Origin of the sequence: Bacillus cereus group sp. RP43 (assembly GCF_040459645.1) — a bacterium.
Classification (GTDB): domain Bacteria; phylum Bacillota; class Bacilli; order Bacillales; family Bacillaceae_G; genus Bacillus_A; species Bacillus_A mycoides_C.
In genome coordinates this window covers 649,850-665,201 of record NZ_JARVHQ010000001.1, presented here as the reverse complement: position 1 = coordinate 665,201, position 15,352 = coordinate 649,850, and the positions used below count along the sequence as shown (strand labels likewise).

Below are 15,352 nucleotides of genomic sequence, written 5' to 3'. Positions count from 1 at the left end.
CATACTGCTTTTTGCCCTTTGCTCTTATCGTTCGAGACCGTTAGCCTCGCACAGGTTTTAGCACCTATTCACCTGTATTTACCACTACAAGTGAGGTTGCTGGGCTTCATCGGGCCTGTCCCTCCGCCAGCTCGGGATAAGAGAGTATCCGTCCCAACCTATACTAAAGAAATGATATTCATTTGTCAATTAATATTCACATTTTCCTGAAAGTTTTTCTCAATACGCATAGAATGAAATATTAATAAGGAAATGATACATTCACACAAACAAAAATAAATAAATAGTATACATTATTTATATAATTGTGTTATACTCTTGATGGGGATTACGAGGAATATTTCATTAAATGAAAAGGATGGTATATAAATATGAGTACTGTGAATGTCCAAATTGGTTTACATGAATTATTGAACGGAAGCAATGCACAGATTCAATTAAGTGTTCCGCAATTAGTGGAAAAAGTATTAATGCGAAACGAAGGGAAATTAACTTCTACTGGTGCCGTTTCTGCTTCAACAGGAAAATACACAGGACGTTCTCCTAAAGATAAATTTATTGTGAAGGAAGCATCGGTTGCTGACAAAATTGCTTGGGGAGCCGTGAACCAACCGATCTCTGAAGAACATTTTAATAAATTATATACAAAAGTTTTAGAATACTTAAAAGAAAAAGAAGAGTTATTCGTCTTCAAAGGATTTGCTGGCGCTGATCGCAACTATCGCCTACCAATTCAAGTTGTTAACGAATATGCATGGCATAATTTGTTCGTACATCAATTATTTATTCGTCCAAATGAAGAAGAATTAACAACTCACGAATCAGAGTTCACAATTGTTTCTGCACCAAACTTCAAAGCAGATCCAGCAATTGACGGTACAAATTCTGAAGCATTCATTATGGTTTCATTCGAAAAACGTATCGTACTAATCGGTGGTACAGAATACGCTGGAGAAATGAAAAAATCAATCTTCTCTATTATGAACTTCTTACTACCTGAACAAGACATTCTTTCTATGCACTGCTCTTCAAACGTAGGCGAAGAAGGCGACGTAGCACTATTCTTCGGTTTATCTGGAACAGGGAAAACAACATTATCTGCTGATCCAAACCGTAAATTAATCGGTGACGATGAGCACGGTTGGTCTGATAACGGTGTATTCAATATTGAAGGCGGTTGCTACGCGAAATGTGTAAACCTTTCTCATGAGAAAGAACCACAAATCTTCGATGCAATCAAATTTGGTTCAGTTTTAGAAAACGTTGTCATTGATGGTCAAACACGCATCGCTGACTATAACGATACTACTTTAACAGAAAATACACGTGCTGCATACCCTATGCATGCGATTGACAATATCGTACTGCCAAGTGTTGCAGGACATCCAAATACAATTATTTTCTTAACTGCTGATGCATCTGGCGTATTGCCTCCAATCAGTAAGTTATCAAAAGAGCAAGCTATGTACCATTTCTTAAGCGGTTACACTAGTAAGCTAGCAGGAACAGAGCGCGGTGTTACATCTCCGCAAGCTACATTCTCTACTTGCTTCGGTTCACCGTTCTTACCACTTGATGCATCTCGCTATGCTGAAATGCTTGGTGAAAAAATTGAGAAACATGATGCGAAAGTATTCTTAGTAAACACTGGCTGGACTGGTGGCGAATACGGCGTTGGTAAGCGTATGAACTTAGGTTACACTCGTGCAATGATTCAAGCAGCACTAAGCGGTGAACTTGCAAAAGCTGAAACTGCGAAACACGACATCTTCGGTCTTGAAGTTCCACTTCACGTACCAGGTGTACCTGACGAAGTATTAATGCCTGAACAAACTTGGGCTGACAAAGATGCTTACAAAGCGAAAGCAATTGAGCTTGCAAACGAATTTAAAGAAAACTTCAAAAAATTCGATAGCGTTTCTGAAAATATTATTAACTTAGGCGGCCCAATCGCTTAATTATAAAACTTTCTGTTGAAATAACCCTTTACTCATATGAATAAGTGTCGTGTAACCGTAAAGTTTCGCGTACTCACCGACAAAACCCAATGCGGCTTAACGGTTACACACACTTACATAAAAAAGAAGCTTACGTGAAAAACGTGAGCTTCTTTCTATATATTCTTTACTTTACCCACATACAAATCACAGCAAACAAATCTCTCGCTCATTCTCTCCTTTTGGTTTGACACCTCATGGGAGCAAAAAAGGCTCTGATCGCTCCTACTCATCGCTAGATCATCCCATCTACAAAATCCAATTTATATAATCGGATTTTCATACGTACAAACCACAGCTTCGAACATATAAACTATTTTCCTACTCACTACATCCTTCTGGTTTCACACCGCATGGGAACAAAAAGGCTCTAACCGCTTCTATCAATCGCCGGATCCTCTGTTCCATCTAAAAAAGAAGCTCTTTTAACTCTTCGTTAATTCCTTCTCATCTTTCATACTATAATACCCTAAATTAATAACGATTAAGAAATAACCACCCAGAATACCTACTGCAAATGCCCACATTACCATATGATGCTCAATTTCGTACATAATAATAGCACCAAGGATTGCAGCTGCAAAGCGATTAAACATACCAAGCGTCGGCGCTTTCGTCTTCTTTACGATACTATCTCCAAGCTTTTCGATACGCCTTCCTAAAATCCAAACACAATACATGCTTACAATAAGTCCAATTCCTGCACCTAGAAAATGTGCTGAAAACGGTGTTAACATCCAGCCTAATAACAGAATACCTAGTAGATAATATGATTGAACTTTAAACGATTTTAATGACATACTAATCATGCTGTACTCTCCTTCAATGTTTTTTCTATTTATCCAACAAAAGCTGTATAACTCATTTCTTTCGAGTCCATACTACTTAAAATCTATTTCATTCAAATTAAAAACAACATAAACGGTATGTTTATGTTGTTAAAATGCTTTTAGGAAATAATATTATACAAGATTTCCAATATAGAATCCCTCATAAATGTGACGTTTTTCCAAACATTTTCCGTCCATTTATGAAAAAATTGATATCAATCTATGAACATACGGATATGATGTAATAAGCACATAAATAAAGGGGGCGTCTAATGATTTATTTTTTAATGGCTCTCATTCACCTCATTGTCCCTGCACTTATTGGACTTTCATTGTATTGGTACACGAAAAAACATAGTATTTTCTATGCTGTCCTCGGCGTTCTTCTTCCAGGTATTATTCTTATTACACTCTTCCGTATTCCATTTTTAAACTTAATTCCACTTATTACTGCTATCTTATTTCTCATCTTCTTACCAAAAATAAAAAAATAGGAAAGCAGGTCATAGGTGATCTGTTTTCCTATTTTGATATATGTTCTTGCACAATAGGGTGAACTTTCACTTTCTCTGATTTCACAAACCATAGGCCAAAGAAAATAATCATTCCACCGATTATTTGTTGTAACGATACATATTCATTTGCCCATACTGCAGCAAATAAAACAGCTACGAGCGGTGTAATATACATATATACCATCGTGTGCGACGCACCAATTTTTTGTACACCAACATACCACATAACTAAACCAAATACCGTTACAAAGAAAATAGAATAGAGCAAGGCAAACCATGTCATCCCGTGTGTAATGTGAAATGGCATTGAAAAAACATGTGGACCGCTTAACACAGCCAGCGGAATCGCCCCAACTAATGCTGACCATGCCGTAACACGAAGAGCGGAATATTTTTTTATAAGAGGCCCTGCTAAAACAGGATAAAGTCCCCAGCATATCGATGTAATTAGTCCAATCCCATTTCCGTAGAAAGAACTGGCAAGCGAATGCCCCGCTACTAAAACTAATGTAGCACCAACAAAGGCAATTATGGAACCAACTAACTTTCGAGAAGAGAATTTTTCTTGTTTTAAGAAAATCGCAAATAAAGTTGTAAAAATAGGTGAAATAGAAATGAGTAACGAGGCATTTGTAGCGGATGTGTATTGTACCGTTTCCATAAATAGCGTTTGATACAGTACAATACCTACCGTGCTAACAATGATTAATCTTGGTATATCTTTTCGCTCCATATAAAGTGACTTTTCAATAAAGAACGTAAGTAATAATAATAGTGGTGCCGCCGCCATCATTCGAAGTGCAGTAAACTCAATCGCTGTAAATTCTAAAAGTCCGTATTTCGCAATCGTATAGTTAATCCCCCAAATAATAACGACACTTAAAATTAATAATTCAATTCCCCATCTTCTCATGCCTAATCCCCTCCGCAAAGAGAATTATACAGAAAATTCAATCACATGTACATTTCATTGTATTAAGTAGCTCATTTAGTAAACAAAATTATATCGGCGATTCAACAAGGAGTATCGATTTATCAACAAAAAACGAAAATAGTAACACCTTATATAATTAAAGAAGACCGCTTCAAAAATATTTTTGGGCGGTCTTTTCTTTGTTACACTCGAACATGTAACTTCATATTCGGATTATAAAACTGGCTTGGGCTCTTCAGCTGAAAAGTCCCTCCAACTTCATGCCAATCAACTGTTAACTTATCATCCATAAATACAAGCTTTGTGCGATCTGCAATAAAGTTTAGTATACTCGATTCAATATCTACATCGCGCTCATCTTTCTCTGAAACGGCTACTAAATCAATAATCCCGCTCATAACACAACCGCAACCTTCATTATCGTAAAATAACTTTATATATTTCGCTTCACTTGGAATCGTATCCATAATCTTTTTATATGCTGCCTCTGTTACAGTAACGTACATGCGTGAATCTACATCCTCTCTTCTCATATCATTTATATATTGTACCACCATTTTTCTCAAATTTTATATACAGAAAATTGAGACTACTATACAATATATGTGGTAAGGGAGGTTATATCACTGATGTTCAAACTACAGCGATATAACCTTTTATTAGGTCTATTAGGTAGCTTTTTTATTTCTAGCGGAATGGTATTAAAACATATACTTTCCTATTCTCCTTCTATTGGCTGGATTCTAGGTTTTATTTGTTTTATATCCGCTTCTTATTTTGCTATAAAAAATAAAAACAGCTAATAAAGTAAGAATTATCTTAAGGAGGATTACTAAACATGCCAGCCTTAAAAGAAATAGAACAATCACTTAATCATTTATTCCAAATTGAAAAATACGGAAAAGACAGTGCCTTTAGTCGTTTCATTCCAGCTACATATGATCAAATCCAGTTTCCATGGCAACAATTTTTCGAAGCAAATTTTGTTGAGCTATTTAACGGTCTTATGATAAGAGGTACTGAAAATGTAAATACAATCTTTTTAGCTGTGTTCCCGACTGATGATGTTCTCGAAAAATTCATTTCACAATCCATACCAGGTGATTTACTCTTCATGCACCATCCACTTGTGATGGAGTGCGGTAATCCACTCGGAAAATCAGGGCGAGGGTTTATTCCAATTTCATCAAAATATTTGCAGGCAATAAAAGAAAAGAAACTTTCTATATATACATGTCACGGTCCAATGGATTTTCATCAAACATATGGAACTAGCATTTCAATCGCAAAAGCACTACAAGCCAATGTAATTGACGGATTTGCTTACGGTGGTCCAGAAAACGAACCAGCCGGCCTCATTTGTGAAATAGATGAAACAACAACAGAAAAACTCCAAAAACATCTAAAAAAACTCTTTAACATTCCTTATACAGACTTCGAAGGTAAACAACACGATTCCATCAAGAAAATTGCAATTATCGCTGGCTGCGGCGATGTCGTATCTTTAATGAAAGAAGCAGAAGAAAAAGGTGCTGAAGCATATATTGCAGGAGAGATCCATTGCCATATCGACAATGATTACGGCAGACATAAATATTCGCTCATTATAGATTATGTGAAAGAAACAAACATGTCGCTCATCGGTGTCTCACACTCTGCCTCTGAATATTTAGTGAAAAAGACATTGGTGTACGATTGGTTTCAAGAGAATTTTGATGTAGATGTTACTTTGATTCCACAGGAGACATGGTGGTTATAGAACCTTAGTTATCAAACATCCCCCTCTCCATCCACAATAAAAAGGGAAATCACTCTCAAGAAAGTGATTTCCCCTTTTAAAATATCCCACCGTTAAATCGGCAACATAATCTCAACAGTCGTTCCAACCCCAACTTCGCTTTCAAAGTTCATTTTACCGTGGTGATCTTTAATAATTTTTTCTGTAACTACTAAACCTAAGCCTGTTCCAGTTTCTTTCGTTGTGTAAAAAGCTTCATTTAGCTTCGGAAGTTTATCTTTTGGAATGCCGCATCCCTCATCTTTAATTTGAACAATGATTACATCTTCTACTATAACTTTCACAGTAATATTTCCACCAACTGACATTGCTTCAATCGCATTTTTTATTAAATTAAAAAATACTTGTTTCAATCGTTTTTCATCGCATGTAATTGGAGGTATATCTTTACTATAAATAGCATGTATTTTTACCCCTTGTTCTAATGCTGGCTTTTCCATAACTCGGATAACATAAGAGATGATTTCTTTTATGTTATGAGTTTCTGATTCTATCGATTTAGATTTCTCAAATCCACTTAGTTCGTTAGCAATTATATTAATACGATCTACTTCCTGTTTCATAATGTCGCTATAAACCTTATCTTCTGGATGTTTTTTCGCTTGCTTATTCACAAGTTTTTTCAATTTCACTAACGGCCTTCTAATCTTATCGCCAATTACTGTTGCCATTTTTCCAACCATCGCTAATTTTTCTACCTTTTGTATTTCTTTATCCATCATTTCAAGTTTGCGAACGTAAGACTGAAATCTTAAAAGTATAATCCAACATATAATAGCAAATACGCTGCATAATGCCATTGGAATTAGAACGATAGCGGATTGAATAACGATTCCCATAAGAGCGTACTTTCCAACAAGTATCCCTGCTACTAACAAAAAATATCTTTTATTCACAAAGATTGGTGCAAATAAAATAAAAAATCCTTCTACTATATTACCGCCATCAAATTCAGCATCACTTCCGTAATAAATAATGAAGTTATGAATAAAATCCAATATATTATAGCCAATTAAAATAATGTACTTCACAATATATGGCTTTTTCTGTTTCATAAAATAAATTCCAGTAAAGAATAATAAGACCATCAAAATATATAACCATAAACCTAAGCCTTCTCCAAAAACATCTGCTGGCTTTAGATCTCCCTCCGAGAAAAAGACAGTAGCCTTTTCAGCAAAATCATACACAAAAAATATAACAAAGAATAAACTTAAAAATATTTTCAACGCCTTTATTTCTTCCTTTTCAAATATATAGTCTTTGTCCATATAGTAGCTCCTTTAACAACACCTCTTAATCTTGTACCACATTACGCTCAAGTTTTTTCAGAAGTACTATTTCTACTCTCGTTCCTTTCTTTACTTCACTAGAAATATGTAATTCTCCAAGATGCTCTTTAATAATTCGCTCTGCTACCGTAAGGCCTAATCCGATTTTGTCTTGCTTCGTTGTATAAAAAGCCTCTGTAACTCTTCCTAAATTTTCTTTTTTTATCCCGAAACCATTATCTACTATACTTACTATTACATAATCTCTTTTTTTATCCTCAACTTGTATTTGTAATGTTCCACCGAGCTCCATTGCCTCTAAAGCATTTTTAATAACATACAAAAATACCCCTTTTACTTTACGTTTATCACATTCAATTTCACTTCTATTATACTCTTCATTGAAGGTGAAATTTATATTTAGCTCATCCATTTTTTCACGCATATTTGCTACTGCTTGTATTAGAACATCACTTACAATATGTTTTTCATAAACAGAAGGTTTATATGTAGCAACCTCCATCAATTCGCTAATCATGTTATTTATATTTTCTATTTCAATAATCATTTGTCCATATGTCGCATCTTTTTTGTGCTTTTCCTTTTGTAATTGCGTAAACCCTTTTAATGACGCGAGTGGATTTTTTATTTCATGCCCGACTGTCGCTGCCATTTTTCCGATAACCGCCAATTTTTGTGACTGACTAGCCTCTGCAATACTTTTCTTTACTGCTGAAAGATATTGTAAAAACCGATTTAAAATAATATACGACACGAAAAGCAATAACATATTCATAACAAGAGGTGTAAATAAATTAAGTTCTCCAAATACAAATAGATATATCATATATTTCCCTATAAGAAATGGCGTTAACATAAATAAATATCGTTTACTTAAAAATATTGGCACGAAAAAAATGAAAATAAATTCGATGATATTCCCTTCATCAAATGCTATTTTATTATGAAAGGCATACCATCCAATATTAAAAATCTCCGCAATCATGTATGCAAATAAGTATGTATATTTAACTAAATGTGCTTTGCCCCTCTCAAATAAATAAACACTAATACCTAATATAGTCATAATATATATAATCTTCCATATTATTTTATACCAATTTTCTAAAGGCATTTTATCTTCTAATATAATGGCATATGCAACCTCGTATCCTATTAAAATAACATGTAATATCCATAAGAAAATCTTAGCGTTTTTCTTTTCTTCTTTAGCCGATAGAAAAATTCCTCTCACTTCAACACCCCTTCAAAATGATATTTCAAAGAATACCATTTATTATAATAAACGATTTTAACAGGTAAACAAAGATAAAATAAACCAAATAAGTAATATATACCCACATTTATATAAGCATAAAACTAACGAAAAATAATACGTATAATATGGGAGGTGCTTTATATGGACGGTCGTGAAAATAAAAAAATAGAACAGTTACAATCCTTTACAAAAGACAATGACGGAAAAGAGATGACAACAAATACAGGTGTCAAAATTTCAAATGATGAAAACTCCTTAACAGTTGGTGATCGTGGTCCTACACTTTTAGAAGATTTCCTTATGCGAGAAAAACTCGCTCATTTTGACCGTGAACGAATTCCTGAAAGAGTCGTGCACGCCCGCGGTTACGGAGCACATGGTGTTTTTGAGCTATATGAATCTTTAGAAGACTTAACAATGGCTCATTTTTTACAAGAACCATCTAAAAAGACACCTATTTTTATTCGTTTTTCCGAAGTAGCTGGATCAAAAGGTGCAAATGAAACGAACCGAGATGTACGAGGATTCGCTGTTAAATTTTATACAGAAGAAGGAAATTTCGATTTAGTAGGAAACAACATTCCCATTTTCTTCATTCAAGATGGTATTAAATTTCCGGATCTTATTCACGCTCTTAAACCAGAGCCACATAATGAGATTCCCCAAGGGCAAACAGCACATGATACTTTTTGGGACTTTATCGCCAATAATCAAGAATCAGCTGCTATGATGATGTGGATTATGTCAGATCGCACAATTCCGAGAAGTTTTCGAATGATGCAAGGATTCGGCGTTCATACATTTCGCTTAGTTAACAAACAAGGAAAGTCACGATTCGTAAAATTCCACTGGAAGCCAAAGCTTGGCGTTCACTCGTTAATTTGGGATGAAGCTCAAAAACTAGGCGGCGCTGATCCAGATTATCATCGCCGTGATTTATGGGAAAATATTAATGCGGGAAACTACCCTGAGTACGAACTTGGTGTTCAAATTTTAGAAGAAGAGGACGAATTTAAATACGATTTCGATATATTAGATGCAACGAAAATTTGGCCAGAAGAAGACTTCCCTGTTAAAATCATCGGAAAAATGACGTTAAATCGGAACGTTGATAACGTATTTGCAGAAACAGAACAAGTCGCACTGCACCCTGGAAGTATCGTCCGCGGTATCGATTTTACAAATGATCCTCTCTTACAAGGTAGACTCTTTTCTTATACAGATACACAATTAGCCCGCGTCGGTACAAACTATCAAGAGTTACCGATTAACCGCCCAGTATGTCCTTTTCATAACAATCAAAGAGATGGTGCGTCTAAATATATAATTGATAAAGGAAAAGTCGCTTACCATAATAACTCTTTAGCCAATAACTCTCCCTTTACTGTACCTGGTACGAAAGGTGGTTTCGTTACATATCCTTCTACTGTTTCTGGACATAAAACGAGAGAAACAGCCGCTAGTTTTAAGGACCATTTCTCACAAGCCCGTTTATTTTGGAATAGTATGAGCCACGTCGAAAAAATCCATATTATGCAGGCCTTCTCCTTTGAATTAGGAAAAGTAAAAAGTAAATCAGTTCGCCAACAAGTCGTAGATATGATTGGTCATATAAGTACGGAATTAGCTACTTTAGTAGCTGAAGCAGTCGGGGCAACAGTGCCAAATGTTCAAGAATCACATGTTACAAAATCCTCACCAGCACTCAGTATGGCGAATACAACATTTAGTCCAAATACATTACGAGTAGGCGTCATTGTCGCAAACGGATATGACGGGCAAAACGCACAATCTATGCTACAGCAATTCAAACGAGTCGGTCTTCAGCCAGTAATTATTTCCGAACGATTAGGTATAGTGCAAGGAACACAAAATGTACAGTGGGAAGTGAATGATACTTTCTTAACAGGATCACCGCTTCTTTATGACGGGCTATTTCTTATTGGTGGAAATCTCGATGATCATTTTCTTAACAAAGCAAGTTCATTTGTCGTAGAATCATATAATCACTTTAAGCCACTTGGCGCTTTCCAAAATGGAACTACTATTATTCAATCTTTAAATATCGAAGGAAAACCTGGAGTTATAACAGAACAAAACTCTACACTACTTGCGAATGAATTTATTCAGGCAATGACAAAACAGCGATTTTGGGAGAGAGCCTATTAAAATGCATGAGGAGGATACATCATGTTCGTTACAGTGGAAAAAGATGTACACATTTTTGTTGAGGATATTAACCCAGGCCCTGGAAGTAAACCTGTCTTCTTCGTTCATGGCTGGCCTTTAAATCATCAAATGTACCAATATCAATTTAATATCTTACCACAACATGGTTTCCGCTGCATCGCCATGGATATACGAGGAAACGGACAGTCTGATAAACCATGGACTGGTTACACTTATGATCGTTTAGCTGATGATATCGCAATTGTATTAGATGCACTTCAAATAGAAAATGCTACGTTAGTTGGTTTCTCAGTCGGTGGTGCTCTTTCTATTCGATACATGTCACGATATAACGGTCGCCGTATTTCTAAACTTGCATTAATTGATGCCGTCTCCCCCTCTTTCGTAAAAAACCAACAATCTCCTTACGGCGTACCGAAAGAACAAGCAGATGCTCTTATTTCTCAAATGTATGTAAATTTACCTAAATTTCTTAATGATGTATCTTTATCATTTTTTAATAGAAACTTAGGAGCTGCCACGTTAGAATGGTTTTCTTATCTCGGTATGCAGTCCGCTTCTTATGCTCTCATCAAAATTTTGCAAGCGGCTGCAAACGAAGACGTAACGAAGGACTTAAGTAAAATTAACGTCCCAACAAAAATATTTCACGGTGTTCACGACCAACTCATCCCTTACAAAAGTGCTGAGCTAACAAAAGAACGAATTAAAAACTCTGAAATATACCCTCTTACAAATAGCGGTCATGGATCTCCAATCGATCAAGCGGATGAATTAAATAAGGAACTAATAAAATTTTTAAATTCATAGTTCCTTTAAAGTAAAAAAGAATTTGCCCTTACGGCAAATTCTTTTTTCTTAACTACCTTTTTCTATCGATCTAGAAGACACCGGAATGAACAATGATTTATCTATGTCCTTCTTTTCCTGTCTTTGCTCATATGGCTCATTCTTTGTCTTTTTATACATAGAATATAGACTGTTACCGTGCTCTTTCTTTATCCCTTTAATCATCATATGTAAAACGAATATAGAAACAGTAAAGAATAGTAGTGGTGCAATGACAATCCATGGTGCTGCTAAAAATTCACTTTTGTATAGACCAATTAAACCAGCCCATTCATTCGTAAGTGAGAATGGTTTTCCCGTATCATAATCTACGCCTCGTCCCCCTATTAAAATCCCAAAGAACGCCAAATGAATTAATAACGTAAATAATTGAACAAATTGCTGTAAAAAAAGAACGACAAGAATTTCTTTTAAATACAACCATATATGTTTTCTAATAATCCGAAACTTTGAAGCACCTAATATTTTCGAAGTTGTAACAAACTCATTTTTCATAAATAAATTGATTTCTTGATTCACATAAAGAATAACAGCTGGTAACAGCGCAAAACAAAGAACTGTAAACTGCTTTATAATAATATCCATATTAAATCCAGTTAATTGACTGTGTAACATGATTGGAAACATCCATAAAATCGCCCATAGCACTGTCGGAATAAAGAAATACACTTTACATATTTTTTGAAATAAATTTTGTACTATAGATGGTGTATGAGCTAATGCTACACCTAATATAGTGCCCAGAAACACTTGTACAACACATACGCCAAATACAAATAATATTGTAAACTTTGCACCTACTAATAATTGAAAAAATAAATTAAAACCGTTACGATCTGTACCGAGTGGTGGTATTGTAAGCGGACTAAACGGAGCTGCAGCAATAACATCCCCATTCGCATCTTTCAGCCAAATTGTCTTACTCATATATAAATCCTTACCAAACCATGTAATAAGATAACTAATTACAACAATCCCTACAAAGTAAAGGACACCACACAAAAAACGTTTGGAGCCAAAGTTTCTATATATCATGAGAAGCCCCTCCTGTAATACGATTCACTCGGTAATGTATAATAGCAAATAGAATATAGAATGGAACAAATAATAAAAGAATCCACCATGCCATCGTTAAAGGATTTAAAGTGCCTGCCCTTATTAAGAAAGACATATATCCCGTAATATTAAAAGCTCCCTCTACCATTAAAAGGCTTGAAATCATGAACAAAAAAAGCGGCTGCAAGTGATTTAATAGATGGTACATAATATTACGTAATAAATGAACATACAGTATATATTTATTACTAAATCCTTTTGCACGAGCAAATTCCACATAAGGCTTATTCTTCTCTTCCATTAAAAATAAAACGATAACACGGAAAAAATGAAGAGTTGGAACGATAGTCATACAAATAATAGGTAAGAAATAGGCACGTTCATCATTAAACGCATAAATAGTAACGAAGCGATATCCTGTCTGTTTATAAATCCATACAACAAATAACTGTAAACTAAAAATTAATAACAAATCTGGAACTGATTCTATTAAAATTAAACATCTCTCAATCCACTGCTTAATTTTAGAAGAAACTAATAAGTATACGAATGAAAGGCCAATTGAAAGGATAATTGTTAAACAAGTAGCGATAAAAAGAATAGTCATAGAATACGTATAAGGTTCAATGATCCGTTCAAAAAAGGGAATTGACTGCATAGTGTTCGTATCAATATGTGCAATCTCCTTTGGAGAAGCTAACCTCTGTAAATATGTAATAAAATCAAGCTTATTTCCTAGAAAGAAATAGAATGGTACGTAGCTCACAGTAAGAATAACTGCGATACTAATGATAAATTCTGTTATTTTCTCGCCCCAAAAACTCTTCAATATCCCACCTCTTTTTTTAAAATTACACTCAACTTTATTGTAACTGATTTTTCTGAAATTTTAATATATATTTAAATAAAAAACGCTTAGCAATCTTAAAGAATTTTTTTACGCATTAAACAAATTATACACTAAACAAAAAATTCACACACTTCTCACAAATCAATCGTTAAAACGATTCTATTTTAATTTATACTAAATGTACAAGTAATACTCCCTAAACCCAGCTTGTCTGGTTACCCCGTTAAATACTATGAAAAAAGAACTTGTATCGTATACAAGTTCTTTTTTGTTAACCTACACTTTGCACACGGCCAATTTGTCCATCTTGTAATCGAACTTTAATTCCGTACGTATGTGTTTCTGTATTTGTTAAAATATCTTTCACAACACCACTCACTGTTTTACTATAATCTTTATCCAATTGAATAACTACATGTGAACCGACCGAAATTTGTGATCTTGTCGGTTTCCCACCTGTTGCTTGTGTTGTTTTTTCTTGTTTCTGTGTTCTCTCTTGTTGTGCCGACTGCTGTTGCTGAATCTTCTGTTTCTCTTCTTGCTTACGCTTTTCTTCTTCTACTCTTTGCTGCTCTTCTTGCTTACGTTTTTCTTCCTCTACTCTTTGCTGCTCTTCTTGCTTACGCTTTTCTTCTTCTACTCTTTGCTGCTCTTCCTGCTTACGTTTTTCTTCCTCTACTCTTTGCTGCTCTTCCTGCTTACGCTTTTCTTCCTCTGCCCTTTGTTGTTCTTCTTGCTTACGTTTTTCTTCCTCTTCCTTTTGCTGCTCTTCTTGTTTGCTTTCCTCTTCTACCTTCTTATCTTCTTCAACTTTCTTCTCATCTATTTTCTGTTCTTCCGCTGCCTTCAGCTTTTCCTCTTCATCTTTACAAGCTGTTAAAACAACTACACATAAGCCCGTAAGTAAAAATAATAATAATTTTTTTAACATTAAAAAATCCTCCTATATATACATTACAAATAATGACCTTTAATAGAATAACAAATATATATGAATCCCCTTGTCGTAATTTGTCGTATACATTGGATTTCCCATGTAACACTACATGCTACAAATAGAAAAGAACCTGTCATATGACAGGTTCTTTTCATAATTTATTAGGATACGATGATTAGCATGTTTACTATACAAGAGGAAGCATCCATAATTTCCATATGATACTTACGATTACTATAAGTACAAAATCAAAAAAATCTAATCTCGGACCCTTTTTCATAGTCATATCTAACCACATATGAACCAATTTCAATCTTTTGTATTTATGAATATTTTTCTTTGCAAATCGGTAAGTGAGCACTTGCATGATGTAAATTCCAGTTACGCAAATAAACAATAAGATGAGAAATTCAACCACGAAATTCCTCCCTATTTTTGAAGCGTTCTTTCTACTATATGGTTCTTCAAGACCCATTCCTCAAACTGTGCACTTCCAAATTCCCAGCTCAAATCACGAGCATGTACAGAAAAAACGTAATAACCGGCATATTCGTCCATAAACATCCCTGCCTCTACATCATTTTTCTGAATACCGTATACTCCAAAATTAAAATACACATCCCACACGTCTTCATGCTTCCTCTTATAAGCAATCGATTCCATATCACATTCAGTTCCGAAATAATCAAGATGTAAATGTACGCTATCATCGTATTCGTAATCCATTTTATCACCCCTTATATTTGTACTTCTTTATTGCCTAAAAAATTCCTGCTATATATACTCACATATGGGCACTTACCTACATATCATGCTTGTAGATTGACTTCTAGGAGGTGTCATATA

General features: G+C 34.8%; 15 protein-coding genes and 1 riboswitch. Of the genes, 5 read left to right on the top strand and 10 right to left on the bottom strand.

Features of this window, described 5'->3' with window-relative positions; translation table 11 throughout:
* Positions 1-21 precede the first annotated feature (21 nt).
* Positions 22-143, bottom strand: a riboswitch (SAM riboswitch).
* Positions 144-371: 228 nt separating this feature from the next.
* The gene (pckA, locus tag QCI75_RS03450) at positions 372-1,958 is read left to right on the top strand and encodes a phosphoenolpyruvate carboxykinase (ATP) (protein WP_002123248.1); all 1,587 of its coding nucleotides are present in this window, start codon (positions 372-374) and stop codon (positions 1,956-1,958) included.
* Positions 1,959-2,422: 464 nt separating this feature from the next.
* Here the strand turns inward: pckA and QCI75_RS03445 are convergent, their stop codons facing one another.
* Complete coding sequence (locus QCI75_RS03445; RefSeq protein ID WP_144505804.1) at positions 2,423-2,806, bottom strand: ATP synthase subunit I; 384 nt, start codon at positions 2,804-2,806, stop codon at positions 2,423-2,425.
* Between the two features lie 293 nt (positions 2,807-3,099).
* Here QCI75_RS03445 and QCI75_RS03440 point away from each other — a divergent pair, with 293 nt between their 5' ends.
* The gene (locus tag QCI75_RS03440; protein ID WP_002123250.1) at positions 3,100-3,321 is read left to right on the top strand and encodes a hypothetical protein; all 222 of its coding nucleotides are present in this window, start codon (positions 3,100-3,102) and stop codon (positions 3,319-3,321) included.
* 28 nt (positions 3,322-3,349) lie between these two features.
* Here the strand turns inward: QCI75_RS03440 and QCI75_RS03435 are convergent, their stop codons facing one another.
* Together QCI75_RS03435 and QCI75_RS03430 are read right to left on the bottom strand one after the other, a co-directional pair.
* A complete protein-coding gene (locus tag QCI75_RS03435) occupies positions 3,350-4,255 on the bottom strand; it encodes a DMT family transporter (protein ID WP_144505803.1) in 906 nt (301 codons plus the stop codon).
* A 203-nt stretch (positions 4,256-4,458) separates the two neighbouring features.
* Complete coding sequence (locus QCI75_RS03430; protein WP_144505813.1) at positions 4,459-4,782, bottom strand: iron-sulfur cluster biosynthesis family protein; 324 nt, start codon at positions 4,780-4,782, stop codon at positions 4,459-4,461.
* Between the two features lie 332 nt (positions 4,783-5,114).
* On the opposite strand from QCI75_RS03430, the gene QCI75_RS03425 reads away from it, so the two are divergent.
* Complete coding sequence (locus tag QCI75_RS03425; protein ID WP_353759967.1) at positions 5,115-6,035, top strand: Nif3-like dinuclear metal center hexameric protein; 921 nt, start codon at positions 5,115-5,117, stop codon at positions 6,033-6,035.
* 92 nt (positions 6,036-6,127) lie between these two features.
* Here the strand turns inward: QCI75_RS03425 and QCI75_RS03420 are convergent, their stop codons facing one another.
* Together QCI75_RS03420 and QCI75_RS03415 are read right to left on the bottom strand one after the other, a co-directional pair.
* Positions 6,128-7,345 (bottom strand): ATP-binding protein, encoded by a 1,218-nt coding sequence (locus QCI75_RS03420; RefSeq protein ID WP_144505802.1) that lies wholly within the window; start codon positions 7,343-7,345, stop codon positions 6,128-6,130.
* A 25-nt stretch (positions 7,346-7,370) separates the two neighbouring features.
* Positions 7,371-8,600 (bottom strand): ATP-binding protein, encoded by a 1,230-nt coding sequence (locus QCI75_RS03415; RefSeq protein WP_144505801.1) that lies wholly within the window; start codon positions 8,598-8,600, stop codon positions 7,371-7,373.
* A 165-nt stretch (positions 8,601-8,765) separates the two neighbouring features.
* Between QCI75_RS03415 and QCI75_RS03410 the strand changes: the two genes are divergently transcribed.
* Positions 8,766-10,793 carry a catalase gene (locus QCI75_RS03410; RefSeq protein ID WP_144505800.1) on the top strand — a complete coding sequence of 676 codons (2,028 nt, stop codon included), beginning with the start codon at positions 8,766-8,768 and terminating at the stop codon, positions 10,791-10,793.
* 21 nt (positions 10,794-10,814) lie between these two features.
* Positions 10,815-11,624 carry an alpha/beta fold hydrolase gene (locus QCI75_RS03405; protein WP_144505799.1) on the top strand — a complete coding sequence of 270 codons (810 nt, stop codon included), beginning with the start codon at positions 10,815-10,817 and terminating at the stop codon, positions 11,622-11,624.
* Between the two features lie 48 nt (positions 11,625-11,672).
* Here the strand turns inward: QCI75_RS03405 and QCI75_RS03400 are convergent, their stop codons facing one another.
* The 5 genes from QCI75_RS03400 to QCI75_RS03380 all read right to left on the bottom strand — a co-directional run bounded on the left by QCI75_RS03400 (position 11,673) and on the right by QCI75_RS03380 (position 15,232).
* On the bottom strand, positions 11,673-12,698 hold the full coding sequence (locus QCI75_RS03400; protein WP_353759966.1) for an ABC transporter permease subunit: 1,026 nt from the start codon (positions 12,696-12,698) through the stop codon (positions 11,673-11,675).
* Positions 12,688-13,548 (bottom strand): ABC transporter permease subunit, encoded by an 861-nt coding sequence (locus QCI75_RS03395; RefSeq protein ID WP_144505797.1) that lies wholly within the window; start codon positions 13,546-13,548, stop codon positions 12,688-12,690. The genes QCI75_RS03400 and QCI75_RS03395 overlap by 11 nt, the downstream gene beginning before the upstream one ends.
* A 292-nt stretch (positions 13,549-13,840) precedes the next feature.
* Complete coding sequence (locus tag QCI75_RS03390; protein WP_353759965.1) at positions 13,841-14,500, bottom strand: YwbE family protein; 660 nt, start codon at positions 14,498-14,500, stop codon at positions 13,841-13,843.
* A gap of 193 nt (positions 14,501-14,693) precedes the next feature.
* Positions 14,694-14,924, bottom strand: coding sequence for a hypothetical protein (locus QCI75_RS03385; RefSeq protein WP_070145228.1), 231 nt, complete (start codon positions 14,922-14,924; stop codon positions 14,694-14,696).
* An 11-nt stretch (positions 14,925-14,935) separates the two neighbouring features.
* Positions 14,936-15,232: a DUF3986 family protein gene (locus QCI75_RS03380; RefSeq protein ID WP_144505795.1), complete on the bottom strand. Its 297-nt coding sequence runs from the start codon at positions 15,230-15,232 to the stop codon at positions 14,936-14,938.
* Between the last annotated feature and the right edge of the window lie 120 nt (positions 15,233-15,352).